This is a genomic window from Brevibacillus sp. JNUCC-41 (genome assembly GCF_014844095.1).
Classification (GTDB): Bacteria; Bacillota; Bacilli; order Bacillales; family DSM-1321; genus Peribacillus; species Peribacillus aracenensis.
The window spans coordinates 4,298,862-4,324,411 of sequence record NZ_CP062163.1 but is presented as its reverse complement, the minus strand read 5'-3'; the positions used below and the strand labels follow the sequence as shown (position 1 = coordinate 4,324,411).

The 25,550-nt window shown below is 40.3% G+C and carries 26 protein-coding genes; 3 read left to right on the top strand and 23 right to left on the bottom strand.

The window, feature by feature from the left end; genetic code table 11:
- Nucleotides 1-621: 621 nt before the first annotated feature.
- Nucleotides 622-771, bottom strand: a complete 150-nt coding sequence (locus tag JNUCC41_RS20995; RefSeq protein WP_192204674.1) for an MBL fold metallo-hydrolase — start codon at nucleotides 769-771, stop codon at nucleotides 622-624.
- 951 nt (nucleotides 772-1,722) lie between these two features.
- On the opposite strand from JNUCC41_RS20995, the gene JNUCC41_RS20990 reads away from it, so the two are divergent.
- A complete protein-coding gene (locus tag JNUCC41_RS20990; RefSeq protein ID WP_192204673.1) occupies nucleotides 1,723-2,640 on the top strand; it encodes an iron-hydroxamate ABC transporter substrate-binding protein in 918 nt (305 codons plus the stop codon).
- Between the two features lie 117 nt (nucleotides 2,641-2,757).
- Here the strand turns inward: JNUCC41_RS20990 and JNUCC41_RS20985 are convergent, their stop codons facing one another.
- The gene (locus JNUCC41_RS20985) at nucleotides 2,758-2,997 is read right to left on the bottom strand and encodes an immunity protein YezG family protein (RefSeq protein WP_228467398.1); all 240 of its coding nucleotides are present in this window, start codon (nucleotides 2,995-2,997) and stop codon (nucleotides 2,758-2,760) included.
- A gap of 499 nt (nucleotides 2,998-3,496) precedes the next feature.
- Here JNUCC41_RS20985 and JNUCC41_RS20980 point away from each other — a divergent pair, with 499 nt between their 5' ends.
- Nucleotides 3,497-5,167 carry a M4 family metallopeptidase gene (locus JNUCC41_RS20980; protein ID WP_192204672.1) on the top strand — a complete coding sequence of 557 codons (1,671 nt, stop codon included), beginning with the start codon at nucleotides 3,497-3,499 and terminating at the stop codon, nucleotides 5,165-5,167.
- A gap of 186 nt (nucleotides 5,168-5,353) precedes the next feature.
- On the opposite strand, the gene JNUCC41_RS20975 is transcribed toward JNUCC41_RS20980, so the two are convergent.
- The 8 genes from JNUCC41_RS20975 to JNUCC41_RS20940 form a co-directional block, all read right to left on the bottom strand.
- The gene (locus tag JNUCC41_RS20975; RefSeq protein WP_192204671.1) at nucleotides 5,354-5,764 is read right to left on the bottom strand and encodes an immunity protein YezG family protein; all 411 of its coding nucleotides are present in this window, start codon (nucleotides 5,762-5,764) and stop codon (nucleotides 5,354-5,356) included.
- Nucleotides 5,765-6,559 carry a DNA/RNA non-specific endonuclease gene (locus JNUCC41_RS20970; RefSeq protein ID WP_228467397.1) on the bottom strand — a complete coding sequence of 265 codons (795 nt, stop codon included), beginning with the start codon at nucleotides 6,557-6,559 and terminating at the stop codon, nucleotides 5,765-5,767. It abuts the gene before it with no gap.
- Between the two features lie 172 nt (nucleotides 6,560-6,731).
- Nucleotides 6,732-7,199, bottom strand: a complete 468-nt coding sequence (locus tag JNUCC41_RS20965; protein ID WP_192204670.1) for an antitoxin YezG family protein — start codon at nucleotides 7,197-7,199, stop codon at nucleotides 6,732-6,734.
- Nucleotides 7,200-7,509: 310 nt separating this feature from the next.
- A complete protein-coding gene (locus JNUCC41_RS20960) occupies nucleotides 7,510-7,866 on the bottom strand; it encodes an Imm3 family immunity protein (protein ID WP_192204669.1) in 357 nt (118 codons plus the stop codon).
- Between the two features lie 27 nt (nucleotides 7,867-7,893).
- The gene (locus JNUCC41_RS20955; protein ID WP_192204668.1) at nucleotides 7,894-9,906 is read right to left on the bottom strand and encodes a deaminase domain-containing protein; all 2,013 of its coding nucleotides are present in this window, start codon (nucleotides 9,904-9,906) and stop codon (nucleotides 7,894-7,896) included.
- The gene (locus JNUCC41_RS20950; RefSeq protein WP_192204667.1) at nucleotides 9,903-10,193 is read right to left on the bottom strand and encodes a YwqI/YxiC family protein; all 291 of its coding nucleotides are present in this window, start codon (nucleotides 10,191-10,193) and stop codon (nucleotides 9,903-9,905) included. Before JNUCC41_RS20950 ends, JNUCC41_RS20955 begins: the two co-directional genes overlap by 4 nt.
- A complete protein-coding gene (locus tag JNUCC41_RS20945) occupies nucleotides 10,193-10,621 on the bottom strand; it encodes a YwqH-like family protein (RefSeq protein ID WP_192204666.1) in 429 nt (142 codons plus the stop codon). The genes JNUCC41_RS20950 and JNUCC41_RS20945 overlap by 1 nt, the downstream gene beginning before the upstream one ends.
- A gap of 226 nt (nucleotides 10,622-10,847) precedes the next feature.
- Nucleotides 10,848-11,096, bottom strand: coding sequence for a hypothetical protein (locus tag JNUCC41_RS20940; protein ID WP_192204665.1), 249 nt, complete (start codon nucleotides 11,094-11,096; stop codon nucleotides 10,848-10,850).
- A gap of 385 nt (nucleotides 11,097-11,481) precedes the next feature.
- Between JNUCC41_RS20940 and JNUCC41_RS20935 the strand changes: the two genes are divergently transcribed.
- Nucleotides 11,482-11,886: a hypothetical protein gene (locus JNUCC41_RS20935; RefSeq protein WP_192204664.1), complete on the top strand. Its 405-nt coding sequence runs from the start codon at nucleotides 11,482-11,484 to the stop codon at nucleotides 11,884-11,886.
- 165 nt (nucleotides 11,887-12,051) lie between these two features.
- On the opposite strand, the gene JNUCC41_RS20930 is transcribed toward JNUCC41_RS20935, so the two are convergent.
- The 13 genes from JNUCC41_RS20930 to JNUCC41_RS20870 all read right to left on the bottom strand — a co-directional run bounded on the left by JNUCC41_RS20930 (nucleotide 12,052) and on the right by JNUCC41_RS20870 (nucleotide 25,525).
- Nucleotides 12,052-12,345, bottom strand: a complete 294-nt coding sequence (locus JNUCC41_RS20930; protein WP_192204663.1) for a hypothetical protein — start codon at nucleotides 12,343-12,345, stop codon at nucleotides 12,052-12,054.
- A gap of 331 nt (nucleotides 12,346-12,676) precedes the next feature.
- Nucleotides 12,677-13,702: a serine hydrolase domain-containing protein gene (locus JNUCC41_RS20925; protein WP_192204662.1), complete on the bottom strand. Its 1,026-nt coding sequence runs from the start codon at nucleotides 13,700-13,702 to the stop codon at nucleotides 12,677-12,679.
- A 113-nt stretch (nucleotides 13,703-13,815) separates the two neighbouring features.
- A complete protein-coding gene (nadE, locus tag JNUCC41_RS20920; protein WP_192204661.1) occupies nucleotides 13,816-14,646 on the bottom strand; it encodes an NAD(+) synthase in 831 nt (276 codons plus the stop codon).
- Between the two features lie 34 nt (nucleotides 14,647-14,680).
- Complete coding sequence (locus JNUCC41_RS20915; RefSeq protein ID WP_192204660.1) at nucleotides 14,681-16,150, bottom strand: nicotinate phosphoribosyltransferase; 1,470 nt, start codon at nucleotides 16,148-16,150, stop codon at nucleotides 14,681-14,683.
- A 61-nt stretch (nucleotides 16,151-16,211) separates the two neighbouring features.
- Nucleotides 16,212-16,763, bottom strand: coding sequence for a cysteine hydrolase family protein (locus JNUCC41_RS20910; protein ID WP_192204659.1), 552 nt, complete (start codon nucleotides 16,761-16,763; stop codon nucleotides 16,212-16,214).
- A 14-nt stretch (nucleotides 16,764-16,777) separates the two neighbouring features.
- Nucleotides 16,778-17,542 (bottom strand): NUDIX domain-containing protein, encoded by a 765-nt coding sequence (locus JNUCC41_RS20905; RefSeq protein ID WP_192204658.1) that lies wholly within the window; start codon nucleotides 17,540-17,542, stop codon nucleotides 16,778-16,780.
- A gap of 193 nt (nucleotides 17,543-17,735) precedes the next feature.
- Nucleotides 17,736-19,265, bottom strand: a complete 1,530-nt coding sequence (locus JNUCC41_RS20900) for an acyl-CoA carboxylase subunit beta (RefSeq protein ID WP_192204657.1) — start codon at nucleotides 19,263-19,265, stop codon at nucleotides 17,736-17,738.
- A gap of 23 nt (nucleotides 19,266-19,288) precedes the next feature.
- Entirely contained in the window at nucleotides 19,289-20,071 is a 783-nt protein-coding gene (locus JNUCC41_RS20895; protein ID WP_192204656.1) for an enoyl-CoA hydratase, read from the bottom strand.
- Nucleotides 20,072-20,090: 19 nt separating this feature from the next.
- Nucleotides 20,091-20,990 carry a hydroxymethylglutaryl-CoA lyase gene (locus JNUCC41_RS20890; protein ID WP_192204655.1) on the bottom strand — a complete coding sequence of 300 codons (900 nt, stop codon included), beginning with the start codon at nucleotides 20,988-20,990 and terminating at the stop codon, nucleotides 20,091-20,093.
- A gap of 17 nt (nucleotides 20,991-21,007) precedes the next feature.
- On the bottom strand, nucleotides 21,008-21,220 hold the full coding sequence (locus JNUCC41_RS20885; protein ID WP_076371237.1) for an acetyl-CoA carboxylase biotin carboxyl carrier protein subunit: 213 nt from the start codon (nucleotides 21,218-21,220) through the stop codon (nucleotides 21,008-21,010).
- Nucleotides 21,221-21,258: 38 nt separating this feature from the next.
- Nucleotides 21,259-22,608 carry an acetyl-CoA carboxylase biotin carboxylase subunit gene (locus tag JNUCC41_RS20880; protein WP_192204654.1) on the bottom strand — a complete coding sequence of 450 codons (1,350 nt, stop codon included), beginning with the start codon at nucleotides 22,606-22,608 and terminating at the stop codon, nucleotides 21,259-21,261.
- Between the two features lie 12 nt (nucleotides 22,609-22,620).
- Nucleotides 22,621-24,258, bottom strand: a complete 1,638-nt coding sequence (locus JNUCC41_RS20875) for an AMP-binding protein (RefSeq protein WP_192208263.1) — start codon at nucleotides 24,256-24,258, stop codon at nucleotides 22,621-22,623.
- 124 nt (nucleotides 24,259-24,382) lie between these two features.
- Nucleotides 24,383-25,525, bottom strand: coding sequence for an acyl-CoA dehydrogenase (locus JNUCC41_RS20870; protein WP_192204653.1), 1,143 nt, complete (start codon nucleotides 25,523-25,525; stop codon nucleotides 24,383-24,385).
- Nucleotides 25,526-25,550: the final 25 nt, after the last annotated feature.

Genomic DNA, 25,550 nt, shown 5'->3' with positions numbered 1-25,550 from the left:
AAAATGGGGTTTTTACATTTGCTATTAAATAAGCTTAAAACTTATTTTAATCAATCTTTATTTTAAGGCTACAAAATTTTCCTTAATAAATTTACTTATCGTGCAAAATATCATTATTTAGCCATCATGTTGGAGTGTTTTTTTCATCTTTATATTTTCACTCATACACCCCATTCTAATCCATACCTGCATGTCCAAATAAAAAAGGCAGCCACAAGGACTGCCTCTGTTGAACAACTTTTACAGTTGCTTCATTCACTTAATGTTTACGGCGCTTGTCCTTTTTGCATTTGCATTTACATTTACAATGTTTCCCAGGAAACCATACTGTACTGGGATCATTGTCCACAAAACATTTTTCCTCAAAACAACAATTCATCTCCATCCTAACACCCTCCTTACTATTGTATATGCTTGGACTGGTGGAAGGTGTGGACAAGTTGCTAAAAGTTTAGAAGTGAATGCAGATTAATTGATTTTCCATGATTCTGCACAATTTCATAAGTATGAGGTGATTTTCGAATCTTTTATATACATATATGAAATTCTTCATCGTATTTGGCCATGCTTCCTTGTTTGCTTCATAGATGATTCCTGATTTCTTTTGTTCCAGCAAGAAAATCATATCACCAAATAATAAATTATACTTTGGCAGCCATGTTGGGTTTCTCCGGGGATGTATGCTTCAATTTTCATATTTCCAACTGTTAACGGTGTTGCCATTTTGTCCAGTGAAGGGTCAGGAATAGAATAGTTGAACTCTTTTGCCAATTTTGCATCCCCTTTCTATTTACATAATTATATTATGAGATATTAAAAGAAATGTCATATATATTTGAACTCAAATTTGGAACTATAACTATAGTACAGAAAGGAATAAATATCTTTCATAACTAAACATTTCAGATACAGGCGCTTATACAGGTTAGTGGCTCAAAAAATAAAAAATGGTAAGTACTGCCTTCTTCCGAAATATCTTTAATGGATAAATCTGTTGTTTTGAGTAAGGTCGCAGTTCTCTGTATTCTCTCATTTTGAACAAACTCCGAGTAACTTACACCTGATTCCAAGACTAATATTAGAACAAGTGCCAACCAAACATATGCAAATGACTCGCTACATCAGTAAGTTTTTAAAGGTTGTATTGGATGATCCTTGATAAACAATTTCGCTATATTAAAAAGTGAAGAAGCCGTTTTAGGAAAGGTATGATGATTATCATCATGTAAATGAGAAACAAAGGTTTGCACTAACGAAAGAATGAGAAAATAAGCCAATTTTTTTAGCTTTTCTTCTGAAAAGGCTTGTTCGGTCTTTGTCGCTTGGATAAGCAGGGATTTCCAAATTAGCGTACCCATCATATCCTTCTGGTATGCCAATTGAAAATGGTTCTGATCTATCAAAAATTCCTGACCTTACCTTGCCTCTCCTCCTTGGCTACCTTTAGACCAACTACCGGATAGTTTTTTCCTTCATTAATATATGAGTACCCTACTCCTTCATTAGTGTATAGCTTTTCTCCAACCAGCCTCAAACATATTTCTACAAGTAGATTGACAGTTTGGTTCACGGAGTTTGGCAATCTTCCGAAAATTATTGACAATGATTATCATTCCTATTAATATGTTGATGTAGTCATTGAAAATGAATATCATTATTAATTACGTGCATTTTTTTGATATGTTTTTAACCTACACTATAATTAGTAAGGAGAAAATCAGAATGAAAAAGCTATTCATCCCCTTCCTGCTCTTGTTTGTATTTATTCTTAGTGCTTGTGGGAACAAAGAGACATCGAACGAAGATAATGAATCCAAGACAAAAAAAGAAACAGTTACGTATCAATCAGAAACTGGCCCTATTGAGATTCCTAAAAACCCAAAAAGAATAATTGCTCTCTCCAATGGACCTAATGTATTGGCTTTAGAAGGTAATGTGGTCGGGATAGATCAATGGACTAATATGAATCCCCTTTTTCAAGAAAGACTAAAGGGTGTCGAAGTCGTATCAGAAGATAACCTGGAGAAAATCATTGAACTGGAACCGGACCTAATCATAGCGGGATCCGAGATGAAAAATATTGCAAAGCTAAATGAAATTGCTCCAACTGTAGTATTCACTTGGGGAAAATTAGATTATTTATCACAGCAGATTGAAATCGGAAAACTATTAAATAAAGAAAAGGAAGCAAAAGAATGGGTTAATGATTTCAAAACGCGTGCAGAATCCGCAGGAAAAGCGATACGTGCAAAAATTGGTGAAGATGCAACAACCGTTTCTGTCATTGAAAATGATGCTAAAGAGTTTTATGTATTCGGAAATAATTATGCGCGTGGGACAGAAATATTGTATCAAGCAATGGATTTGAAAATGCCTGAAAAAGTAAAAGAAAAAGCACTTAAACCCGGCATTTATGTCCTTTCACCGGAAGTGCTTCCTGAGTATACTGGAGATTATATTATCTTTAGTAAAAACCCGGATGTGGTTAATTCATTCGTGGAGACTGACACATGGAAAAATATACCTGCCGTTAAAAACGATCGTATATTTGAAATAAATAGTAAAGCTTCCACCTACAGTGACCCAATCACTCTAGAGCATCTTCTCGAATTTTTCGAAAAATCCTTTCTTAACAAATAGTATGCAAAGCAGGAATTCTTTAAATAAGAATTCCTGCTTTAATGTGGTTTATACTTGAATTTCTTCTTAGAAAAACAAAAAACACCTGTGCCTAAATGGCAATCAGGTGCTTTTTGTTTAATTTTCTTCAAATTCTTTCATTCTCTCTATTAAATCTAAATCTAGCTGTTCTTTGTTGTCGCTTATATATTTATATTCAAAATACTTAATTCTAGCTGTTGGACCAAATTCACTTTCAAGCCAATTTGTATAATCAAAATGTACATTTAACCTTTCTGTATCATTTACTAATAATGTCACCGAAAACCAAGGTACTTGATCGTTATAAGTAAAAACTTTTTGGAGTTCAGCAGACACGCGAAATTAAGAAGTGTGGGCGATTATTACTTATTCTCCATTCGATAAAATAAGAGTATTCGAGTTTCATTTCGAATACTCTTATTTTTTGAAGAAAATCAACTAAATTGGAAGGTGCCTGGCACTTCTTTTCTTGGGACTGACCCAAAGGTAGCTAACTCTCCTAAAACCTGACGGCATGGCCGTGCATCATGCCCGCAAAGTTTCCGTGTCAAACCGACTATCATTATACCTATTATAATGGATATTCATTAACTAGCTAAGATCCTCCTTTTTATAATTAGTTTAAATTAACTACAAAAAAAGTATAGAAAATCCAATAAATTTAGAATTATTTTTAATTTCATCACAATATCAGGTGGTAAATTATACCTACCACAAGATAGCATCTGGGTTTTTTGATTGTTTTTATAAAATTCTAATAATTCTAATTATTCATGTGAATTAACTTTTATTAATCTATAATAAAGCAGATAGAAAAAATTGGGGGGTATCGATATTGAAGAAAAAGTTTATTGTTCCTGCAGTTCTATCGTCAGCGTTGTTGGTAGGTTCTATCCCAGCCGGTAATGTATTTGCGAAGCCGGTTGATTCGAAGGTGGCTAGTAGTGTACAAGCTTCTAAAAAGTGGAATGAGAAGGCAAGCGTTCCTGTTTTTGTGAAGGAGCGATTTGCTGAGAAATTCTCTTCTAGCAACCCTTCCAATGCACTAAATTATTTAAAGAAAAACGAAGGTAAAACCGGAATTAAAAATCCAGATAAAAACCTAAAAGTAAAAGATTCACAAAAAGATAAACTCGGTATGACCCACGTTCGCTTTAATCAATCAATAAATGGAGTGAACGTAGAAGGAACCGAAGTTATTGTTCATTTTAACAAGAATAATGAAGTCGTATCCGTCAACGGAAGAGTAAATCAGACGATTGCCGATGATGCGGTGTACACGACTGCCTCCTTAAGCAGTGATGCAGCACTAAATCAGGCACTATCATCTGTCAATGCCCCTGAAGAGCTAACGTATGAGCCAACTTCTGAGCTTGTAGTCTATCCTTTTGAAGGAGAGAATCATACAGCTTATAAAGTGAATGTTAACTTCATGGGGGATGAGCCTGGCAACTGGTTTGTCTTTGTGGATGCAAACACGGGAGAAATCATCGATAAGTATAATGGTTTAATGCATGCTGATGAAATGAAAACACAAAAAGGTGCTGGAAAAGGGGTACATGGTGCTCACAGGGAATTACATATTACCCAAGTGAAGGAACCTAAATCTGGAACTCAGTTTGCGTTAGCTGATTACTCTCATAATGGTCTTGATGGAATACTTACGTTTGATGCTAAAAATGATAATAGTTCCAGTAATGATACTCTCTATGTGGGGAATTCTGCTGCATTTATCAGCGACTATGATCGGGCTCTTGTCGATGCACACTATAATTCGGAAAAGGTATATGATTATTACCTTAATGAGCATGACCGAAATTCTCTTGACGGTGAAGGAATGGCAATCATTTCCAAGGTCCACTATGGCAATAATTACAACAATGCATCCTGGAATGGGCGTTGGATGACCTATGGGGATGGTGACGGTGAGTTCTTTATTTCACTATCAGCCGGTCTTGACGTTGCTGCTCACGAAATGACTCATGGCGTCATCACTCATACAGCAAATTTAGTTTACCGCAATCAATCTGGAGCACTAAACGAATCATTTGCTGACGTCTTTGGTGCACTTGTTGACGACGATGATTGGGAAATGGGTGAGGATATTATGGCACCAGCTGCTAAAGCTGACGGTGTAACGAGATTGCGCAGCTTGAGTAATCCAAACAGTGTTGTAGTAAGTAATGCGGAAAGAGCTGCATATGGCAGTGGAGTCTATCCGGCTCATATGGATGAATTTTATCACATGCCAACTTCGGTAGATGGCGGCGGTGTCCATGTTAACTCCTCGATTACAAACCACGCTGCATACTTGATTGGTCAAGAAATTGGAAGGCACAAGTTAGGACAAATCTACTATCGTGCAATAAGCATTTATTTAACGCCAAATTCCGATTTTAGTGACGCTCGTAAGGCTATTGTTCAGTCTGCAATTGATATTTATGGTGAAGGTAGCAAGGAAGAGGCTGCAGCTGCTGCCGGATTTGATTCGGTGGGAATTTACTAAGTATATAATTGGATCCGCCCGCAGGAATCAATATTTTTAGCGGATTTTAGAAGAATATTGAAGTGCGTTTAATGTTCCCCCAGAATAAGAGCTTGGGGGACTATTTTTTCGGCATTAGGTAGCCCTCAAAAGAAGAAACCTTGAAAGGTATTTAGCCAATCAAGAGGTTTCATTCTATATTATGTTTTACTTTAGATATTCAGCTTCCCATTTATCTTGTTTTTCTACAGGGCTAAGTTCTGAAATATCCTCATACCCATAATTTATTTTCATTTTTCCTGTGCTATCTAAAATGAAAGTTAGGTTTGTCCATAGTTCCTGTCCTTGCTCCTTAAATTCTTCACGCAATTTCGAAAAACAATTATACAAATCATCATCAAGCCCATCAAACTCTTCCTCATCAACATTAAATAAATCTGTTATATCCAGACTATATACTGGTTCCCCTCCAGTTTTAGGGTAATAATAGAAAAAAACTTTTTTATAACCTTCTCTAAATTCAGCGTATAAAAAGATTTGTTTCCAATCCTCTGGAATTATATTAATTAATGTATTCGCAATTTGTTGATATGTCTGCTCCATTATTTTGCTTTCCATCTACTTACCTCCTAAATAATTAGTTAATCTATCTGAATATTTTTTACCATCTATTACATAGTTGATTTTAAACTCACTTGGTCTAGCTGATTGTGCCTCATATATGGGTTTTACTTTAGTGGTTACTTCTTTCCCCTCTACTAAAGCCTTCTTCCATGTATTCTCTAGAGTCTTATATTCACTCCTATTTAAAGTAGCATTCATGGGTACTAAGTTATCTATTTCACCAGAACCTTTAAAGATACTTGCAATTAAATGTCCACCATCATCGTTTGATAGTCTATCGCCTCCTCCAACCTTTCTTTGGGCATAAGGATTTTGTTTTGCTTTACCAAATTCTAATTTAGCTTCAGCAATTGCAATACGCCCGTTATCATCAGTGGTATATTTATATCCTTCTTTTGTTGTATATTCTACATTGGGTTTTAAGGTCTTCTTACGATTTACTTTCGTGTATTGTTCACCATATCTAACATTATCTATACCCTTAGAAATACTCTCCCCTGAAACTCCCTCTACTTTGCTATCCTTCACCGTAAATTTCTGATAGGCTTCCTTAATTGTCTGCTTTTCCATCATAACTTGGCGAAGGGGTTGTCCTCCTTCGAGGGATACTTGTTCCATACTTACCCGTTTAGGGATTTCTTTTTTACCTATTTCTTCACCTATATTTTTTAACGTGGTTTTTCCTGATCTCGCTATGTCTGTTATTGTAGCTTGAACCTTATGAACCTGCCCTTGCGCAAATTCCTTAGTGTAAGGGACGAACTTTGTACCACTCGCTACTATATTCAAGGCACCTTGCCTGAGGTCAGTAAATCCATATATTTTCTAAAGAAAGTTTTTCTTGACCTGACGGCCTTTTTTCTGAGGTAACCGATATAACTAAGATGATACATATTCTATACAATGAAAAGACCTTAACTTTTACGTTAAGGTCTTTCGAACAGGCTTTTCTTGCCCTATATCATTCTTTCTTAAGGTATTCTTCTGAAATACTCTTATCATAATCAGAGTCAGGTAAAAGGCCCAAACGAGTATATTCCCAAATAACCCTTCTTTCATGATCATCTGCATCTGATAGATCTTCATAATCATAGTCAACTTTAAATTTCCCTGTACTTTCTAAAGTGAAAGTTAAATTGGTCCATTGTTCTTGATTATTATTTTTAAATTCATCTGACAATAGTTTTAATTCATCTAATAATTGATACCATAATTTATCGTATTCTTCTTCATTAAAACTATATATTTCAGGTATATCATGACTATAAATAGGCACTTCACTTTTAGGAGTATAATAAAAAAAGAATGCAGTACCGGTACCTTCAGCAATTTCACCGTACATTAATACCTTTGACCATTCCTCTGGTATAGTTTCATTAATAGTTTGAGCTATTTGTTGATAAATACTATTAAGTTTAATTTCATTCATACTTACCTACCTCCTGATCTATTTTCAAAAATTCTTCTCTCCCAACGACTATTATCAATCTTATAATTTATTCTAAAACTAGCGGGCCGCTTAGAGTCTCCTTTAAACTAGAGTAATTTTCACCTCATCTGTTTTAGAAAAGGGAATGTAAATGTTATTTCAGCTGGATAAGGTTCCGGGGTTCAATCCTAACATTATTAGAATTGAGCTAATAGGTGAAATTAATGTTCCTAGCCGATTTTAAAAAACCCTTGAATGGCTTTAGCCACCCAAGGTTAACACTACATTTATTTATTTTTCTTTCATAATGCTATTCTGCTGAGGAATTATAATCAACCTCTGCATTTCTTAGTCCCTCTATTACTTTATTAATTCGTTTTGATAAGTCTTGTACCTCTTCTAATGTTAAGTCAGCTTTTGCTTCTTGTGGGTTAAACATACTTAATCTTTTAGTAATACCTTCAATGCGCCCAACAAAAACTTTTTCATGGCCAATTGCAATTTCTCCAATTGCTGTATCAACAATAACATCTTCTATCTTGCCTAATTTATCAAATTCATCAGCTAGTTTTGCTATAGCATACCTATATCCCCTATCTTCATCTAACAACTCTTCATATGTCTCCTGAATTGCATCAAATAATTCATTATACTTCCAGTCTTTCATTAGTTTTCCCCTCCAAACAAATTAAGATTAAGGAATAATTCTATTACCATCGTTGTGTATGACTTCTAATTCAATATTTTTATATTTAGCAGCAAACTCTGATATGACTTTATTGCAACTGTCGCAAGTATCCAATTCTGTAAATAACTTAATTTTCCCTGTAGCTTGTGTATTCTCTCCAAGCCTATAAGCAATGTCATTTAGTATTTTATACTCCGTATCTGTATTCCTTAAGTAACTCTCTCCCTCTTTACCAACTGCTTCCGTAGCTTTAAACATTGGATTTTCAGGTTGTAAAGAAATATCAGGTACCATATCCTCAAGACTACCTTTAAGTTCATTTATGCTACTTTGAGCATAAAATTCAGATTTATTTATCCCACTGACATCCACTTCTGCTACAGCAAAATTACCAGATTTCTTATACCTACTTGTTAAATTCCCTCTTAGTTCTTTCACTCTATCAATTATATGTGCTTCTGCTACGGGATCTATTTGTCTAGTTGGATACACTTTACCCGTACCCTTAGGAATACTCTCCCCTGAAACACCCTCGACTTTACTATCCTTCACCGTAAATTTCTGATAGGCTTCCTTAATTGTCTGCTTTTCCATCATAACTTGGCGAAGGGGTGGTCCTCCTGCGAGGGAAACTTGTTCCACACTTATATGTTTAGGAATTTCTTTTTTACTTAGTTCTTCACCTATATTTTTTAAAGTGGTTTTTCCTGATCTCGCTATGTCTGTTATTGTAGCTTGAGCCTTCTGAAGCTGCTTTTGCGCAAATTCCTTGCTGTAAGGGACGAACTTTGTACCACTCGCCACTTTATCGGCGACTTTGGCTGCGCCTGCCACACCGCCGATTCCGAGTGCCATCAACAGCCCATTCTGGCGCTGTTCCTCGGTCAGCTGGTTGCCGAACATGTCTTTGCCTGTTGCTGCTTCACCAAGTCCGTTGGCTGCGAGGAGTCCGTATATTCCGTATTCGGTTTTCTGGAGGAGGCTAAAGCCTTTTGTCGTTTTATAGGCATCGAGCGCGTGGTCCGCTGCGTTGAGTCCTTTGGCGGTCTTGTAGATGGCGCTGCCACCCTTGATGGCCCGGCCGGCCCAGCCGACGACGGGGATGAATCCAGCGGCGGCCATGGCGCCGGCGGCGATTCGTTCCGCATCGGACAGCTTGCGGCCGGTTACTGGATCGACTCCGGTTGAGGCCCTGATAGAATCATAATATCCCGTGAATTCCCCTGTAAAGGTTTTTGTCGTATCCCAGGCTTTTTCGTACCATGGGCGGTTTTCGAGTTCTTCCATTTCTTGTTCGATTTTCCTGGCTTCGGCTTGCTGCTTTTTGAAGGTCTGATAGTCTTTCATCTGACCGGCGACCTCATCCTTCACTTGATAGACGTCACTATTCTTGAATGCCGATTGGTTGAACGTCATCGGCGAAACGTTGCCGTCCTGTTTGGTGGCATCAAGCAAGGCGCGGAAGAGGCCAACGGCAACGTTTTCCTGCCCGACGGACACATCATATTCCTCGACCAATTGCCGGTCGACATTCTCGACCTTTGTCACGGTATCATCCAGCCTTTGTCCGGCCAGCGTGATTTTTTCATTAAAGTCCTTTTGGTCGAACCTATCAAGAGGCAGGATATCGTCAATGCTGTCGAGGATCCTTTGGAGATCGTTCGCTTGTTCATCGACAAGCGACTTCGCTTGGCTGATGCCGTTCGACACTTCCCCATCTAAAAAGGGAACCTCGACCACCGTATTTCCGGAGAGGTCCGCCTCTTCCAGGCTGGCCGGAATGCCTTCCAAAAAACTGATCTGGGTCGTGAATAGCTCCATCCAGGCGTCCGCCACCTCGATTTGCGCTTCATAGAAGCTTTTGATGGCAGTGGCACCGGCCCCTTGAAACTCGTTGTCCAAGCCGACGATGCCCTGAAATTCCTTTTTCAGGGCTGCGACTTCCTTCTTTAGTTCTTCATATTGCTTGGCGCGCGACTTGGTTGCAGCCGTTAATGTCTTGGCTTCATATATTTTCATCGCATAGGATACCCATGTGAAGACGTATGGGCGATGGCTTCATCCTGTTCTTTTAATAAGTCAATGTTGGCACGGGTATCTTCCACGTTTTTCTGGACGATTTTGATATATTGCTCGAAGACCTTCTCCAGGTTTATTTCCCGGTCGATCCATTTCGAGGTGAATTCCAATTTATTGCTGCCAAGCTCGCCTGCAGGCAAATTTCCAAGCGTGACTGTACCAAGTGCCGTCTTCACCTGATCGACTTGCTTCGTTACGGCAGGATGATTCAGTTTGATTGTCGTCATTAAAACAACCGCCTTTTTAAATCTGTTATTTTACTTTCCAGCTGCTCAAATGCCTCTTCGCCTTTGCTCAAAAGGGAGTCGGCTTCTTGGGCTATATTCCCCGCTATGCTCAGAAGCGTATTTTCGGCATTCAGCTTTGTAATCATTGCCTCGATTTTCCATTGGTAATCGTCATAATCGTCATGAATGATACTGAACATCACATTATAGGCATCATGACGGGCTTCCTGAAATTGATCCGAGCGATTCCCTGTCCAGCTGCCACCTAGCCCAGGGTCTTTTATTTTCCTAATCTCGTTCAGACACATGCTCTGCTCTTTTATAATATCGTTCTTCGCATTTTCTAAACGTTCAATTTTCACATTCAAATCAGCTTTTTTACTGGAGATAGCAGAGTTTATATTACTCAAAATATCTGCATAAACCATGAAACTCACCTCAGAAACAGTATAATCCTACACTAAATGTCATATTTTCCTATTTAATATTATAAGGATTAAAGTCCGAGAGTTAAATAGGGAGAAATATGCTATTTTGTCAGTTAAAAGTGAAGATTGGCATAAAAAAGTTCCTACATACCATATTCTTTATACCCTGCATTTTACCAATTTTAAACAAGTGGGCAGAATGTATTCCCTAAAGTATTGCCCCAATTCATTCAAACTGCCCTAAATTGTATCTGTGCAACAAATCATCCCGAACAAACTCCCTGCAAGTCGAAGATAGATGTGACCGCTCAGGATGTATCAAATCTCCAAAAGGCAAATCACCGACAAACTTAACTTCGCCTTCAAAAGCCTGTCCGTTTTCACCATCAAAACCGATGACTTTCACAAAGCAAGTTTTGTGACCGGTTTTCATAAAATCAATTACCGTTAACACATGATCATGTACATCATTCATTCTTTTTTCCTCCAACCATGAAAGCATTAAGTAAAGATATTTTTTACTAGCATTATAATAAAGAAACCGATCCAAACAACAAACCATGGTTAAGATCGCTAAAGGCATTAAAACATTGGAAATAGACACACATACTTTCCCTGAATCGCTTATACTTTATTTTTTTTATGTATTTTGGTTGATCTATTAACTATAATCTTAGTAAACTGACGTTGCATTTCCTGACTTCCCAATTCATTTCCTTATGTTTTTTTACGTTACCCGGGATATACTTCTCTTAACATGTCTATGATTTCATATTACTTCCATCGAAGGTCAGTCTGGCAACGCCCTCTTCTATATAGATTTATAACCTGCTATAATCTAAGGATTGGAGGTGTGAAAAATGAAAGAAATCATCCAGATATTAGCTGAAATCGTCAATAATCTTCACGATTTCATCCTATTCTTTGTGAGTGACACATTAAATTCAAATGCAACGGACAAAGATTTGCATTTTTGGATAATGGGGATCATCGGTATCATCATATTTTTGTTCGTGTTATTTTTATCTAATTTAATTTCCCGGATGCGTTTTGGGATAACGATACTCTCTTTCCTTTATACCTTTACCGTCATGGTTGTTTTAGTATTTGCCATTGAAATACAGCAAGCCCTTACCAGCAGGGGGAATATGGAGTTTCAGGATGCGGCGGTAGGCCTTTGGGGGTTCATCGTATTTTTCATGGTTTTTGCTGTACTATCATCCATTTTCCTTTTGGTGAAGAATTTTTTCAAGCCATCAAAATAAAGGTAACGATAGGTCACCTTGCTCAAAACATTCCTAATGGCCTTTCAATAACTTTAAATTCGGATTTTGTATTGGCGGGAATGATAAAATCTCTGTAGCATCATCTTAAACCCGAAGGAAGGTTACAGAGAAGAAAATTTGATTCGGGGTAATATATACTCTCAATTACTTCGGTTCACTTTCATTGAATAAATCAATGCTGAACAGATTGAAAGAATCGTCGTCATTAATACGTTCCTGGTCATACCCGGATATATCAGGACTATTTTCCCTGCGGCGGCGATTCACTTCCCTTAATTCCGCTTCCAGAAATTCCGCTTGCTCGTGGGAAAGCTTTATCGTGATTTCATTATTTTGATCATCTGCAGCTTTCAAGAGGACATAACTATCCGCCGCATTACGTAAAGTCACATTGCTTACTGTTAAGTTCATATTCGCGAGTTCATATCTTGCCTTCATAAAGTAAAAAGAACCTCCATCGGAAAATACCGGTTAAAATAATGTTTATTAAATATACTCTACTTCAAGATATCTAAATATACAAATTCTTTGTTTGGAAAAGCCTTGAACTTAAAGATCTACCTAATACAAGAAATGGAAAGTAATGCGCCGCGTCTTAAATAAAGGTACAGTTGAAGTATCTTCACTAGAAAATCCTGAATTTCTGGAAACAATCGAGCAATTGAATGCGAATTCGTCCCTTTCTTAATTCTAAAACAGGTTCTCCATGAAAGAATTCACATTGACTATAAACAAAGGGACCCTTCACAAGCAGAAAGGTTCCCTTTGTTCATAGTTCTTTCTCAATCGCGTAAGCAATATGGTATGGTCCCGTGTTTTCATTTGAAGTAATGACGGTTTTCAATCGACTCGCCGGATATACCGCTGAATTGAAACTTACACCCGGGTCATACCCCATAAGATGATATTTGAAAATCGCTTCATTTTTTTTACTTATCCATATGCCATATCCGTAGTATTCCCCTTCATCTTCCATAGCAATATGGGGCTTCAATAAAAGATTGGTATACGCTTGATTCAGTAACTGATTCGAAAATAACCCTTCCCAAAATCTGAACATATCCGATGTTGTAATATACGCCCCTCCATCCGCACCGCCTTTGATCGGAAGGGAATAAACATTTGTTCTCCATGCTCCATTTTCTTCGTCAATGTACCCTAATGCAGTATTTTTAGGTAGCTGATCCATGGAAAAATATCCGGAATCTTTCATTTCACAAGGCAGAAAGATCTTCTTGTCGATATATTCAGTAAATTCAAGTCCGGTTAGTTCCTCAACAATCAACCCTAATATAATATAGCCTGCATTATTGTAATGAAATCTTTCCCCAGGTTCGAACATCATCAGCTCTTCTTGAAACATTGGCAGGAAATCTTTTAATCTTTTTATATGGTACATCGGATTTTTCTGCCAAAGCTCTTCAAAATCATCCATCACTTCTTCATCAAAGTAATCAGGAATGCCTGAAGAGTGTGTTAAGAGGTGATGTATGGTTATATTTTGGTTGAAATCAGGAAACACGTTCGGAAGACAGTCTTTCAACTTGGTATTAAACCTAAGTGTCCCTTTTTGTATTAACTGGCAAATGGATATTGCCGTAAACAGTTTACACCCGGAAGCAATTCCGAACCTTGTTTCGGTCGTATTCATGATTTCATCCGCTCGATTGGAATAGCCATGTGCTGAACTATGGATCAGGTCATCTCCCGCTTTCACACCAATTACACCCGAGAATTCAACTTCCTTGCTCGTTTCTTCAATATTCCTGGATATATCCATATGTAGAGTCGACATTTCGTTTTCCCCTTTGCGGTAAAATTATCATTACTGATGTGTTGGCCAAGGTGCTTGTAATGTCTTGCCAAAAAACCCGCATCTTATGTGATGCGGGATAACTTATCAGCTTCTTATTTCCACCAAGTATCATAAACGTTAATGGCTTCATTACGTTTATGTTCGGTTTTAGTATACCAACCTTCGATGATTTCAGCAGCTTCCGTTCTGATTTCCTTGCCTTCAAGGTAATCATCGATTTCATCGTAGCTAACGCCTAAAGCCGCTTCATCAGGAAGTAACGGTTTGTCATCTTCCAAATCGGCCGTTGGTATTTTCTTATAAAGACGCTCAGGTGCACCGACGAATTTCAGGATTTCTTTTCCTTGCCTTTTATTTAAACGGTATAATGGAATGATATCCGCTGCGCCGTCACCATGTTTCGTAAAGAAACCTGTGATCGCTTCTGCTGCATGGTCCGTACCCAGCACGACGCCTTTATAAAGTCCGGCTAAATCATATTGTACCTTCATTCGCTCACGTGCTTTAACATTTCCCCTTAAGAAATTCGTTAGCTTTTCAGAAACTGCTTCTTCCACAGCTTTTACTGATGCATCCACCGCTTCCTTGATGTTGACTGTAACCGTTTGGCTTGGCTTGATGAATTTTAATGCAAGCTGCCTGTCATCTTCATCAGCCTGCACTCCATATGGCAAGCTTACAGCAACAAACTTATAGTCGTTGCCATTCGTTTCTTCGTTCAATTCGTTGACAGCGGTTTGGGCAATATACCCCGCCAGTGTTGAATCTTGCCCTCCAGATATTCCAAGTACAAAGCTTTTCAGAAACGTATTTTTCTTCATATACCCTTTTAATAGATCAACACTTTTCCTGAATTCAACTTCAGGGTCGATCGTTGGTTGGACAAGTAATTTTTTTACGATTTCTTTTTGTAATGGACGCATTGGCAAAGCCCCGCTTTCTAATAAAATAGGATTGTCATTTCGTAAGCATTCTTTCTACATTGGCTTTAACTTCATCTATATTCCTCATTTTATTATCCCAACAATCCTGGCTTAGATCTACCGGGTATTCTTCAGGATTAAGTGCACGCAGGTACTCCGGCCATAATACTTGGAGATTTTTTTGCGTGAATGCCTTGATTTCATCTATGGTTGGCAATTCATAAATCAAACTTCCATCCTTGAAAATATCCACATGCAGATCAACCGCATCGAAATCCGTGACGAATTTACTTAGGAAGGTATGGACAGGATGAAACATTTTTAATTTTTCCTGTTCCTGCGGCTTCTCATATTCCATCGCCAAATAATCACCTTCAGCATGATGGTTCACTTTATTGATGATGCGATAAACTCGTTTTAAACCAGGTGTCGTAACCTTTTCAGGGTTAGAAGAAATTTTGATGGTATCTCTCATATTCCCATCTTCGCCCTCTATTGAAACCATTTTATAAACGGCACCGAGAGCTGGCTGATCATAAGCCGTAATCAATTTGGTTCCGATGCCCCAAATGTCAATTCTTGCTCCTTGTTGTTTCAAGTTGATGATCGTATATTCATCCAAGTCATTGGAAGCGACGATCTTCGCATCATGGAATCCTGCAGCATCAAGCATACGTCGTGCTTCTTTTGATAAGTAAGCTAAATCACCGCTGTCAAGACGGACGCCAATGAAATTGATTTTATCGCCCAGTTCCTTGGCAACACGGATTGCATTCGGGATGCCAGAGCGCAATGTATCATAAGTATCAACCAAGAATACACAGTCTTTATGGGAAACAGCATATTTATGAAAAGCGGTATATTCATCTTTATAAGCTTGGATCATGGAATGTGCATGAGTCCCTGAAACCGGAATGCCGAACAGCTTGCCAGCACGTACATTACTGGTGGAATCAAAGCCAGCAATATAGGCCGCTCTCGCTCCCCAAATTGCAGCATCCATTTCTTGTGCCCGCCTTGAACCGAATTCAAGGGCAGATTCTTCACCGATGACCTGCTTGATGCGCGAAGCTTTTGTTGCCACGAGTGTGTGAAAGTTCACAATATTAAGCAGCGCAGTTTCAATGAGTTGAGCCTCACCAAGCGGTGCCTCCACCCGTAAAATCGGTTCATTGCCGAAGACAAGCTCTCCCTCTTTCATGCAGCGTATGGCTCCCGTGAAACGGATGTTACGCAAATAGTTCAAAAATTCTTCATCATAGTGCAGATCATTTTTTAAATAGTCGATATCACTTTCCGAGAAGGAAAAGTTTTGAAGGTAATGGACAATTTTTTCAAGTCCCGCAAAAATCGCATATCCGCTGTTAAATGGAAGCTTTCTGAAAAATATTTCGAAAACTGCCTTTCGATTATGTGTTTTGTCCTGCCAATAAGTTTGGGCCATATTGATTTGGTATAAATCAGTGTGTAATGCGTAACTGTCGTCATTGTACTTTTTTTCCATGGATAGTTCCTCCCAAAAGAGAAGCATTCGCTTCCCTTCTATTCTGTTGCGTTTATGGATATTATAGAATGGTTGCTCCAAGAGATCCTTTAAAATGTCCAAGCGCCCAATGGTGACCGGCATCATTGAACGAGGCCACAGCATTTTCATATACAAAGATTTTATAGCCTAGATTATAAGCGTCGATTGCCGTATGCAAAATACAGATATCTGTACAAACCCCGACCAAATATACATCGGTAATGTGGCGTTCCCGCAGGCGAATATCAAGGTCCGTTCCTGCAAAGGCCGAATAACGTGTTTTATCTATATAATGAACATTCTTTTGATTTTTATTTGTTTCATATTCCTCTTTTAACGCCCCGTAGAGGTCTCTACCCATTGTACCGCTAATATTATGCGGTGGAAACAAATTCGATTCGGGATGTAAGCGGTCTCCTTCTACATGTAAATCAATCGCGAATACCGTGTATTCACCTTGTTTGATAAAATCCTTGGTTATACTGACAAGTGTCTTTTCGATATCCTGGCCTGGCTTCCCGCAGGTCAATGAACCCCCGTCTGCCACGAAGTCATACGTATAATCTATATTGATCAATGCCTTTTTTCCCATGGCACGATTCCCCCTCAGTAGTAAATAGAGTCCATGACAACCTCTGCATTAAATCGGTAAAGCTGTGAAGGCCGATAAGAATTACGTTTCGTTTTCTTCTGCATTCCTTTTTCATCCAAGACTTTCTCCAAAAACGGGAGTTTCGGCGCTTTTGCATAAAAAAGTGAGTCTGCGCTGATTTTCGCATCATCTCTGGCAGTCAGCAAAACCCGTTGCAGTTCAGAAAGCGTAAATTCATCCGGCAGGAAATTTTGGGCTATCGTCGTTTGCACCATTTCTTTTTTCATTAAATTCATAGCATCGTTTATAATTGTATAATGATCGAATGCAAGATCTAATTGTAAGGCTTCCTGAATCGTGAACAATTCAACTTCGGCTGCATCGTCATTCGCTTTTCTTTGATGAAGAAACTCTTCCTGGACAATTGCATAAAAGGCATTGGAGATGATCCATCCCCTGGGATCGCGTCCCGGCTGGTCATAAACCCCGAAATGCTTGACATGGAATCCAGCTACACCCGTTTCTTCTTTCAATTCTCTTTTGGCTGCTTCATAAGCAGTTTCGCCAGCATTGACAAAGCCTCCAGGTAAGGCCCATTTATCTCCTTCAACATTGGGGCTTCCTTCCTTATCTTTTGTGGCACGTTTGATTAATAATAGCTTCAAAAACATTTCAGGCGGGGCTTTCTCTGCCGTTTTCTTCGCTGTAATCGTAAAGATCGCAATATCTGCTGTGTATCCATCTGGAGTAATATATTTCTTTTTTTCCTGCTGAACCATGGCAACTCTCACTTTCTTTCACTAAGTATGGGATTAAGTAATTAGTAAATCATTAATTACTAATTATAGTACTATTCCTTGTGTAATTTAGCAACTCAAAATCAGAAAAATTTTCTAATTATTCAAAAAATCATTTATTTTCTTACATGATCAATAGCCCGGTCATGATGACCGGGCTTGTTAATTGTATTCTTTAAACGGGATAGACCCCATGTTTACGATCGGTAAATGTCAATTGTTTACTGCTATACGCTTCAAATCTGGCACTCAATTCATCTCGCAAGTCATTTGGCTGGATGATGCCATCAACAATCATTTCGGAGGCTAAGCGGTAGATATCGATATCTTCATTATACTCATTGCGCTTCTGTTCGATGAATGCTGGGCGCTCTTCTGGTTCCATCGCATTTATTTTATTGGCATAGACTGCATTGACCGCAGCCTCTGCCCCCATGACAGCAATCAATGCCGTCGGTAAGGCAAGAACGCAGTCAGGTTCAAAAGCGGGACCAGCCATCGCGTATAGTCCCGCACCATAAGCCTTACGGACAATGACAGAAATCTTGGGAACGGTGGCTTCACTCATGGCCGAAATCATTTTCGCACCATGGCGAATAATTCCTGCCTGTTCGACCTTCGTACCAATCATGAATCCTGGAATATCCACCAGGAACAACAGCGGAATATGGAAAGCATCACATAAATTGATGAACTTGGCTGCCTTATCAGCTGAATCATGGAACAGGACGCCGCCCTTGACACGCGGCTGATTGGCTATGATCCCTATCGTTTGTCCATTAAGCCTTGCAAGCCCAGTAATCAATTCGGGTGCAAATAGTTTCTTGATTTCACAAAACGATTGCCTGTCTATAACCCTATCGATCAGGTCATACATATTAAAGGGTGCATTCTGATTTTTGGGAATCAGTTCTTCCAATGTTTTTTCGAAATCCGCAGGCAGCTCAGGTTTTACGCTTTTAGGTCTTTCTTGATAATTTCCTGGAAAATAGCTTAAGTATCTGCGCGCAAACGCGATGGATTCTTCCTCCGACTTGACAAGCACATCCCCGCATCCTGACACAGAACAATGCATTTTCGCCCCGCCCATTTCCTCTTCGCTTACTTTTTCGCCAATGACCATTTCTGCCATTCTCGGCGAACCTAAATACATGGAAGCATTGCCATCGACCATTACGACAATATCACAAAAAGCTGGGATATATGCCCCTCCTGCGGCAGACGGACCGAACAATAGACAAATTTGCGGGACTTTTCCTGATAACTTCACTTGATTGTAAAAGATTCGTCCTGCTCCGCGGCGTCCCGGAAACATTTCAACTTGATCCGTAATTCGTGCCCCGGCAGAATCGACTAAATAAAGAAGGGGCAACTGCAGCTTTTCAGCTGTTTCCTGAATGCGAATGATTTTCTCGACGGTCCTTGCTCCCCAGGAACCAGCTTTTACAGTCGAATCATTGGCCATGACACAGACCCTTTGACCATTGATTTTCCCGATGCCTGTAACTACACCATCAGCAGGCAATCCATCACTGGCACAATTAGCAAAGAAAGCGTCCTCTATTTCAACCCCTTCATCGAAAAGCAGCTCGAGCCGTTCACGTACGAAAAGCTTTCCTTTTTCAGCGTTTTTTTGATGATATTTTTCTAAACCGCCTTTTTTAATCGTTTCAACCGTTTCGGTTAGTTTATCCGTCGTTACCATCCCTGTTCCTCCTTCAATTGAAATCATTGGCCCTTAAAAACCGGTTTGCGCTTTTCCTTGAATGCTGACAGACCCTCCAGTCGGTCACGGGTTTTTAAAGTTGTCTGATAGCAGTCTTTTTCAATTTGCAATCCTGTTTTCAAATTAGTCTCAGCCCCTTGATTGATCGCCGCTTTTGCAGCCCTGAGTGCTAATGGGGCATTGACCGCAATTTCCCCAGCCAATTTTTTCGCTTCCTCAAGTAAATGTTGGGGTGAATATACATGACTGATGATTTTCAAGTCATGTGCGGTTTTTGCATCCAACCTCCTTGCCGTATAAATCAGTTCCTTCGCTGTCGGCATCCCGACTATCCGCGGCAGACGCTGAGTACCACCGGCGCCTGGGATGATGCCTAAAGATGTTTCTGTCAGTCCAACCTTAGCCGTTTCCGATGCGATGCGTATGTCACATGCGAGTGCCAACTCCAGCCCTCCGCCAAAAGCCGAACCGTTAATCGCGGCGATGACTGGAACTGGAAGGTTTTCTACAGCCGTAATCGTGTCACCAATCAACTTGACTGTCTCCCTGACTTTATCATCATTCATACCTGCTCGTTCCTTAAGATCCGCACCTGCACAAAACGCCTTTTCACCTGCTCCCGTTAAAATGACCGTTCGTAAATTTGAATCTCTTTTCAATTCATACAGCCCTTCGACTAAGCAATGAAGAAGTTCCGTGGATAGAGCATTAGCAGCATCCGGCCGGTTCAAAGTCACGAGGGCAATTCCCTTATCTTCATGACTGATCTCCACTAATGAAGTCATAAATTCACCTCAATTTCTCTTATTGTGCGTTATAAACAGCCATCTGATGGCTAGGCAATGGTTTTTCCAAAAAGCTTTGCATCATGGCCGCAGCCTTCATTAGTTTTTCTGGATTGATTCCCGTTTGAATCCCCATTTTATGTAGCATATGGATCAGGTCATCTGTTGCCACATTACCGCTCGCACCTGGTGCATACGGACAACCTCCTAAACCTCCGAGCGAGGAGTCGAAAGTGTCAACACCATAATTCAGTGATTCAAGAACATTTGCGAGTGCCATCCCCCTTGTATCATGAAAATGGAGGGCAATTCGGCTTATATCATATCTTTTTACTGCCTGTTCAAGGAACAAGGCAACTTGTCTTGGAGATGCGACCCCAATGGTATCACCCAATGAAACCTCATCGATTCCATACTCAAACAGTTGATCACAAACACGGAAAACCTGTTCCGTCGAAACCTCCCCTTCATAAGGACAGCCGAAAACGGTTGAAATATAGCCCCTGACCGTTTTTCCGCTGTTTGCTGCTGTCCCGATGACATCCTTCATTATTGGAAAGGTGTCGGAGATCGATTTATTAATATTTTTAAGATTATGCGTTTCACTGGATGACATGAACACGGAAATTTCATCGATATTAGCTTCAAGAGCCGACTCCAATCCCCTTTGATTGGGTACAAGGGCCGCATAAGTGACACCGGGATTGCGCTTTATTCCCTTAGTCACAAGGGCGGCATCACTCAATTGGGGGATCCACTTTGGATGGACAAAAGAAGTCACTTCTATATAAGATAATCCCGTATCAGAGAGCTGATCGATCCAATCCATTTTGCCTTGTGCAGGTATCATGACCTTTTCATTTTGCAGCCCGTCACGCGGACCCACTTCCTTAATTGTCACTTTTTCAGGCCAATTCATCTTACCCCTCCGTCCTTTTATTCAATGACGGCCAAAATGTCGCCCTCATTTACGAAATCCCCCTCATTCACTTTAAGTTCTTTGATGGTGCCAGCTTCTTCGGCTGCAATCGGGATTTCCATTTTCATCGATTCCAAGATAATGATGTCCTGTCCGTCTGTTACACTTTGCCCCTCATTCGCTACGATTTTCCAAACGCTTCCTGCCATGCTTGCCTTTAATTCTGCCATTTTACATTCCTCCTGATCATTATGTTTTAAAATATGCGTTATACAGTCAATTTTTTAATATATTTCGCAATGAAATCCGTGGTCGTATCTCCTTGGGAAAAAGCTTCATGAGAAATTATTTCCATAAGCAAAGGAAGGTTTGTTTTTATTCCTTCTATTTTATAGTTTGCCAGTGCTTCTCTTAATCTCTTGATCGCTTTATCCCTTGAATCGCCGCTCACTACCAATTTGGCGATCATCGGATCATAAAAATGGGATACGACGGAAGTTCCATGTACCGCCAATTCATGACGGATCCCTTCCCCTTCCGGAAGTTCCATGTCGGTGATTCTCCCCGGTGCTGGATAAAACGTTTTCGGGTCTTCAGCGTATATGCGCACTTCAATGGAGTGTCCATCCTGTTTAATCTCACTTTGAGTGAATTCCAATTTGTTGCCCGATGCAATTTTAATTTGCTGTTCGACTAAATCCAGCCCCGTAATTTCTTCGGTGACAGGATGCTCAACCTGAAGACGTGTATTCATTTCCAGGAAATAAAATTTTTTATCACCATCAACTAAAAATTCGAGGGTGCCCGCATTGCTATAACCGATGGATTTTACCGCTTTCACAGCAGCCGCTCCCATCCTGTTTCTTGTTTCTTCGTCAAGGAAAGAAGAGGGAGCCTCTTCCACGACCTTCTGGTGGCGCCTTTGAACGGAGCATTCCCTTTCCCATAAGTAAACAGCATTCCCGAAGGAATCCGCCAATACCTGAATTTCGATATGCCGAGGCTTCTCTATCAATTTTTCTATGAACATATCTCCATTGCCAAAAAACAATTGGGCACGTTTTTGATTCCCCTCGAAGGCCTTGGTCAGTTCATCTTCATTAGCAACGGCCTGCATGCCGATTCCCCCGCCGCCTGCTGCTGCTTTTAACATGACTGGATAGCCAATCTTTTCGGCAACGGCTGCCGCTTCTGCACTATCAATTAACGGACGTGAAAATCCAGGAACCAATGGGAGTCCCGCTTGTTCCATCTTTTTCCGTGCCTCGACTTTATTGCCCATCTGCTGGATGATTTCTGGTTTTGGGCCAATGAATATCAAGCCGGCTTCTTCGCATGAACGTGCGAAATCTGCATTTTCACTAAGAAATCCGTATCCAGGATGAATGGCTTCCACTCCCGTTTTCTTAGCTATTTCCAAAATCTTATTGACGTTTAAATAGCTTTCCTGTACTCTCGGGCCACCCAATAAATGTGCCTCATCCGCCAATCCCACAAATGGCGAATCCGCATCTGCTTCCGAATGGACGGCGACAGTAAGTATTCCCATCTTCCTGCATGTACGAATAATGCGTGATGCTATTTCTCCCCTGTTTGCGATAAGAATTTTTCGAATCATTCGATCCCCTCCTTATTTAGTGCGTTCCGATAGTAGATCAAGAGTTTGTTGCCGAAGCTTATACTTTTGGATTTTCCCGGATGCAGTCATGGGATAAGCATCGGTAAATTGAATGTAACGGGGAATTTTATGAAAAGATATTTTCCCTTTGCAATACTCTACCAATTCTTTCTCCGTAAGGGTTTCTCCTGCTTTCAGAATGATCCATGCCGCTACCTCTTCCCCATACTTCTGGTCTGGAACGCCGAGTACCTGGACATCGACAATTGCAGGATGTTGATAGAGGAATTCTTCGATCTCCCGGGGATAAATATTTTCCCCTCCGCGAATGATCATATCTTTCAGCCGGCCGGTAATCTTGCAATAACCCCTTTCATCCATCACTGCCAAATCTCCCGTATGAAGCCAGCCTTCCTGGTCAATCGCCTGCTCAGTGGCCTCCGGGTTATTATAATATCCCTTCATTACATGGTATCCCCTCGAACAGAGTTCCCCTTGTTTGCCCCGCTGGACTTCTTCCCCGGTAACTGGATCGACAATTTTCACTTCTACTTTCGGCAAAGCTCTTCCCACTGAGGAAACACGAAGTTCGATCGGATCGTCCGTTCTTGTCATCGTAATTCCTGGAGACGATTCCGTTTGACCATAAGTAATCGTGATTTCCGAAATTCCCATCTTATTCACCACGCTTTTCATGACTTCAATCGGACATGTGGAGCCTGCCATGATTCCAGTCCGCAATGAACGTAAATCATACTTGTCAAAGTCATCGAGATTAAGTTGAGCGATGAACATCGTCGGAACACCATGAAGTCCCGTACATTTTTCGGCTTCAACGGTCTGAAGGACTACTCGTGGATTAAATTCCACGATTGGCACCATTGTTGCCCCGACAGAAACCGAGGCCATCGTACCAAGGGAACAGCCGAAACAATGAAAAAACGGAACTGGGATGCAAAGCCGGTCAACTTCGGTAAGTTTCATGCATTCCGCGACATTCAATCCGTTGTTGACCAAGTTTGAATGCGTCAGCATCACTCCTTTTGGAAATCCTGTCGTCCCTGATGTATATTGCATATTAATCACATCATCTGGAGCCAATTCCTCCATCCTCATGTCAAGTGTCTCTTCCGAAATGGATTCGCTTCCGCTAATGACATCATCCCAAGAAAACGTTCCGGGATAACGCGCTTCACCTAAAACGATGATATTTTTCAATTTTGGCAGTTTCTCAGATTGTAATTTTCCTGGTTCTGCATTTTTCAATTCAGGTACGATTTCGTACAGCGTATCTATATATGAATGATCCTTATATTGTTCCATCAGGATGATCGTCGTCGCATCGGATTGCTTAAGCAAGTATTCCAGTTCACTTGTGCGGTAATTAGTGTTGACCGTAACCAGCACCCCGCCCATTTTCGCGGTGGAAAATTGGGATATCAGCCATTCCGGTTTATTGGACGCCCAAATGGCGATATGTTCCCCTTTTTTTATATCGAGTGACATGAACCCCCTGGCCGCCTTTCGGCAAATCTTTTCAAATTCGCGATAGGAATGGCGGAGGCCCAGTTCATGGTACACAACCGCTTCATTATCACCATATTGTTCAGCTGTCCTTTCAAGCAATTTCCCGATAGTAACATCTAGCAAATCAGACATCAAACTCCTCCTAATCAAATAAAAGTAAGAATGGACGCGTTTTGCTGTATAGATAACATCTGCTTTTCACCAAAATGAACCAAAGCATCATCGTTCATTTTACGTTCCATAAAGATTAACAGCCTAATTGTCTGGCGATAACAAGTCTTTGAATTTCGGATGTGCCTTCACCAATCTCCAATAACTTAGCATCTCTTAAATAGCGCTCCACTTCATATTCGCGCATGTAACCAGATCCGCCATGTATTTGAATCGCTTGATTGCTGGACCGGAAAGCGGTTTCACTTGCAAAAAGCTTGGCGTATGCCGCTTCCTTCGCAAAGGGTTTTTTATTGTCTTTTAACCATGCAGCCTTATATACCATATTCCTCGCCAATTCAATTTCCATCGCCATGTCTGCCAGCTTGAATTGAATGGCCTGGAAATTTGATATCGATTTACCGAATTGAATGCGCTCTTTTGAAAAAGCTAAAGCTTTATCGAAGGCAGCCTGAGCGATACCGACGGCCAAAGCTGCAATGGAAATCCTTCCTCCATCCAGTGTGAATAAGAATTGTTTGAACCCTTTGTCTGGATCTCCCAATATATTTTCCTTTGGTACCCGGACATTATCCAGAATGATTTCACAAGTATTGGAAGCCCTAACTCCCATTTTTTCATAATTGCTATTGATCGTAAGCCCTTGGGTATCGGTTGGCACGATGAATGCCGAGATGATATTCTTGCCCTTTGAATCTTTGCCCGATACAGCAGTGACGGTTACGGTTCTTGAATAGCTGGCATTTGTAATCCAGGTTTTCTCACCATTGATCACATATTCATCACCTTCCAACACGGCAGTGGTTCTCGTACCGCCAGCATCGGAACCCGCATTGGGTTCTGTCAACCCGAAAGCTGCCAGAGTTTCACCGGTCGTGATTGGAACCAGATATTTTTGCTTCTGTTCTTCGGTTCCAAAATAGTAAATTGGGCTTGCTCCGAGCGAAACGGCTGCAGCATAACTTAAGCCGGTTCCCCCGCACGCCTTGCCAACCTCTTCAACTGCAATGGCATATGAAATCGTATCTCCGCCCGAACCGCCATATTCTTCAGGAAATGGAATTCCAAGCAACCCGAGTTTCCCCATTTTTTTGAAAACATCCTCCGCAAACATGGACTTAGCATCCAACTCTATCGCTATGGGTTTAATTTCCTTTTCGGCAAATTCCTTAACCATTTCCTTAATCATCTGCTGTTCTTTTGTAAGTGAAAAATCCATATGTTCATTCCCCTTTCAATTGAGA

What these genes read in the sequence shown, in the direction of transcription:
- JNUCC41_RS20890 (WP_192204655.1), bottom strand. Translation starts at nt 20,990, where the DNA reads ATGAATTGGCCTGAAAAAGTGACAATTAAGGAAGTGGGTCCGCGTGAC.
- JNUCC41_RS20870 (WP_192204653.1), bottom strand. Translation starts at nt 25,525, where the DNA reads ATGGATTTTTCACTTACAAAAGAACAGCAGATGATTAAGGAAATGGTT.
- JNUCC41_RS20965 (WP_192204670.1), bottom strand. Translation starts at nt 7,199, where the DNA reads ATGAATGAAATTAAACTTAATAGTATTTATCAACAAATAGCTCAAACT.
- JNUCC41_RS20960 (WP_192204669.1), bottom strand. Translation starts at nt 7,866, where the DNA reads ATGAAAGACTGGAAGTATAATGAATTATTTGATGCAATTCAGGAGACA.
- JNUCC41_RS20925 (WP_192204662.1), bottom strand. Translation starts at nt 13,702, where the DNA reads ATGTCGACTCTACATATGGATATATCCAGGAATATTGAAGAAACGAGC.
- JNUCC41_RS20935 (WP_192204664.1), top strand. Translation starts at nt 11,482, where the DNA reads ATGAAAGAAATCATCCAGATATTAGCTGAAATCGTCAATAATCTTCAC.
- JNUCC41_RS20895 (WP_192204656.1), bottom strand. Translation starts at nt 20,071, where the DNA reads ATGACTTCATTAGTGGAGATCAGTCATGAAGATAAGGGAATTGCCCTC.
- JNUCC41_RS20905 (WP_192204658.1), bottom strand. Translation starts at nt 17,542, where the DNA reads ATGGTTCAGCAGGAAAAAAAGAAATATATTACTCCAGATGGATACACA.
- JNUCC41_RS20945 (WP_192204666.1), bottom strand. Translation starts at nt 10,621, where the DNA reads ATGGTTTATGCAGATATTTTGAGTAATATAAACTCTGCTATCTCCAGT.
- JNUCC41_RS20955 (WP_192204668.1), bottom strand. Translation starts at nt 9,906, where the DNA reads ATGAAAATATATGAAGCCAAGACATTAACGGCTGCAACCAAGTCGCGC.
- JNUCC41_RS20910 (WP_192204659.1), bottom strand. Translation starts at nt 16,763, where the DNA reads ATGGGAAAAAAGGCATTGATCAATATAGATTATACGTATGACTTCGTG.
- JNUCC41_RS20940 (WP_192204665.1), bottom strand. Translation starts at nt 11,096, where the DNA reads ATGAATGATGTACATGATCATGTGTTAACGGTAATTGATTTTATGAAA.
- JNUCC41_RS20950 (WP_192204667.1), bottom strand. Translation starts at nt 10,193, where the DNA reads ATGACGACAATCAAACTGAATCATCCTGCCGTAACGAAGCAAGTCGAT.
- JNUCC41_RS20975 (WP_192204671.1), bottom strand. Translation starts at nt 5,764, where the DNA reads ATGGAAAGCAAAATAATGGAGCAGACATATCAACAAATTGCGAATACA.
- JNUCC41_RS20885 (WP_076371237.1), bottom strand. Translation starts at nt 21,220, where the DNA reads ATGGCAGAATTAAAGGCAAGCATGGCAGGAAGCGTTTGGAAAATCGTA.
- JNUCC41_RS20880 (WP_192204654.1), bottom strand. Translation starts at nt 22,608, where the DNA reads ATGATTCGAAAAATTCTTATCGCAAACAGGGGAGAAATAGCATCACGC.
- JNUCC41_RS20990 (WP_192204673.1), top strand. Translation starts at nt 1,723, where the DNA reads ATGAAAAAGCTATTCATCCCCTTCCTGCTCTTGTTTGTATTTATTCTT.
- JNUCC41_RS20900 (WP_192204657.1), bottom strand. Translation starts at nt 19,265, where the DNA reads ATGGTAACGACGGATAAACTAACCGAAACGGTTGAAACGATTAAAAAA.
- JNUCC41_RS20930 (WP_192204663.1), bottom strand. Translation starts at nt 12,345, where the DNA reads ATGAAGGCAAGATATGAACTCGCGAATATGAACTTAACAGTAAGCAAT.
- nadE (WP_192204661.1), bottom strand. Translation starts at nt 14,646, where the DNA reads ATGCGTCCATTACAAAAAGAAATCGTAAAAAAATTACTTGTCCAACCA.
- JNUCC41_RS20915 (WP_192204660.1), bottom strand. Translation starts at nt 16,150, where the DNA reads ATGGAAAAAAAGTACAATGACGACAGTTACGCATTACACACTGATTTA.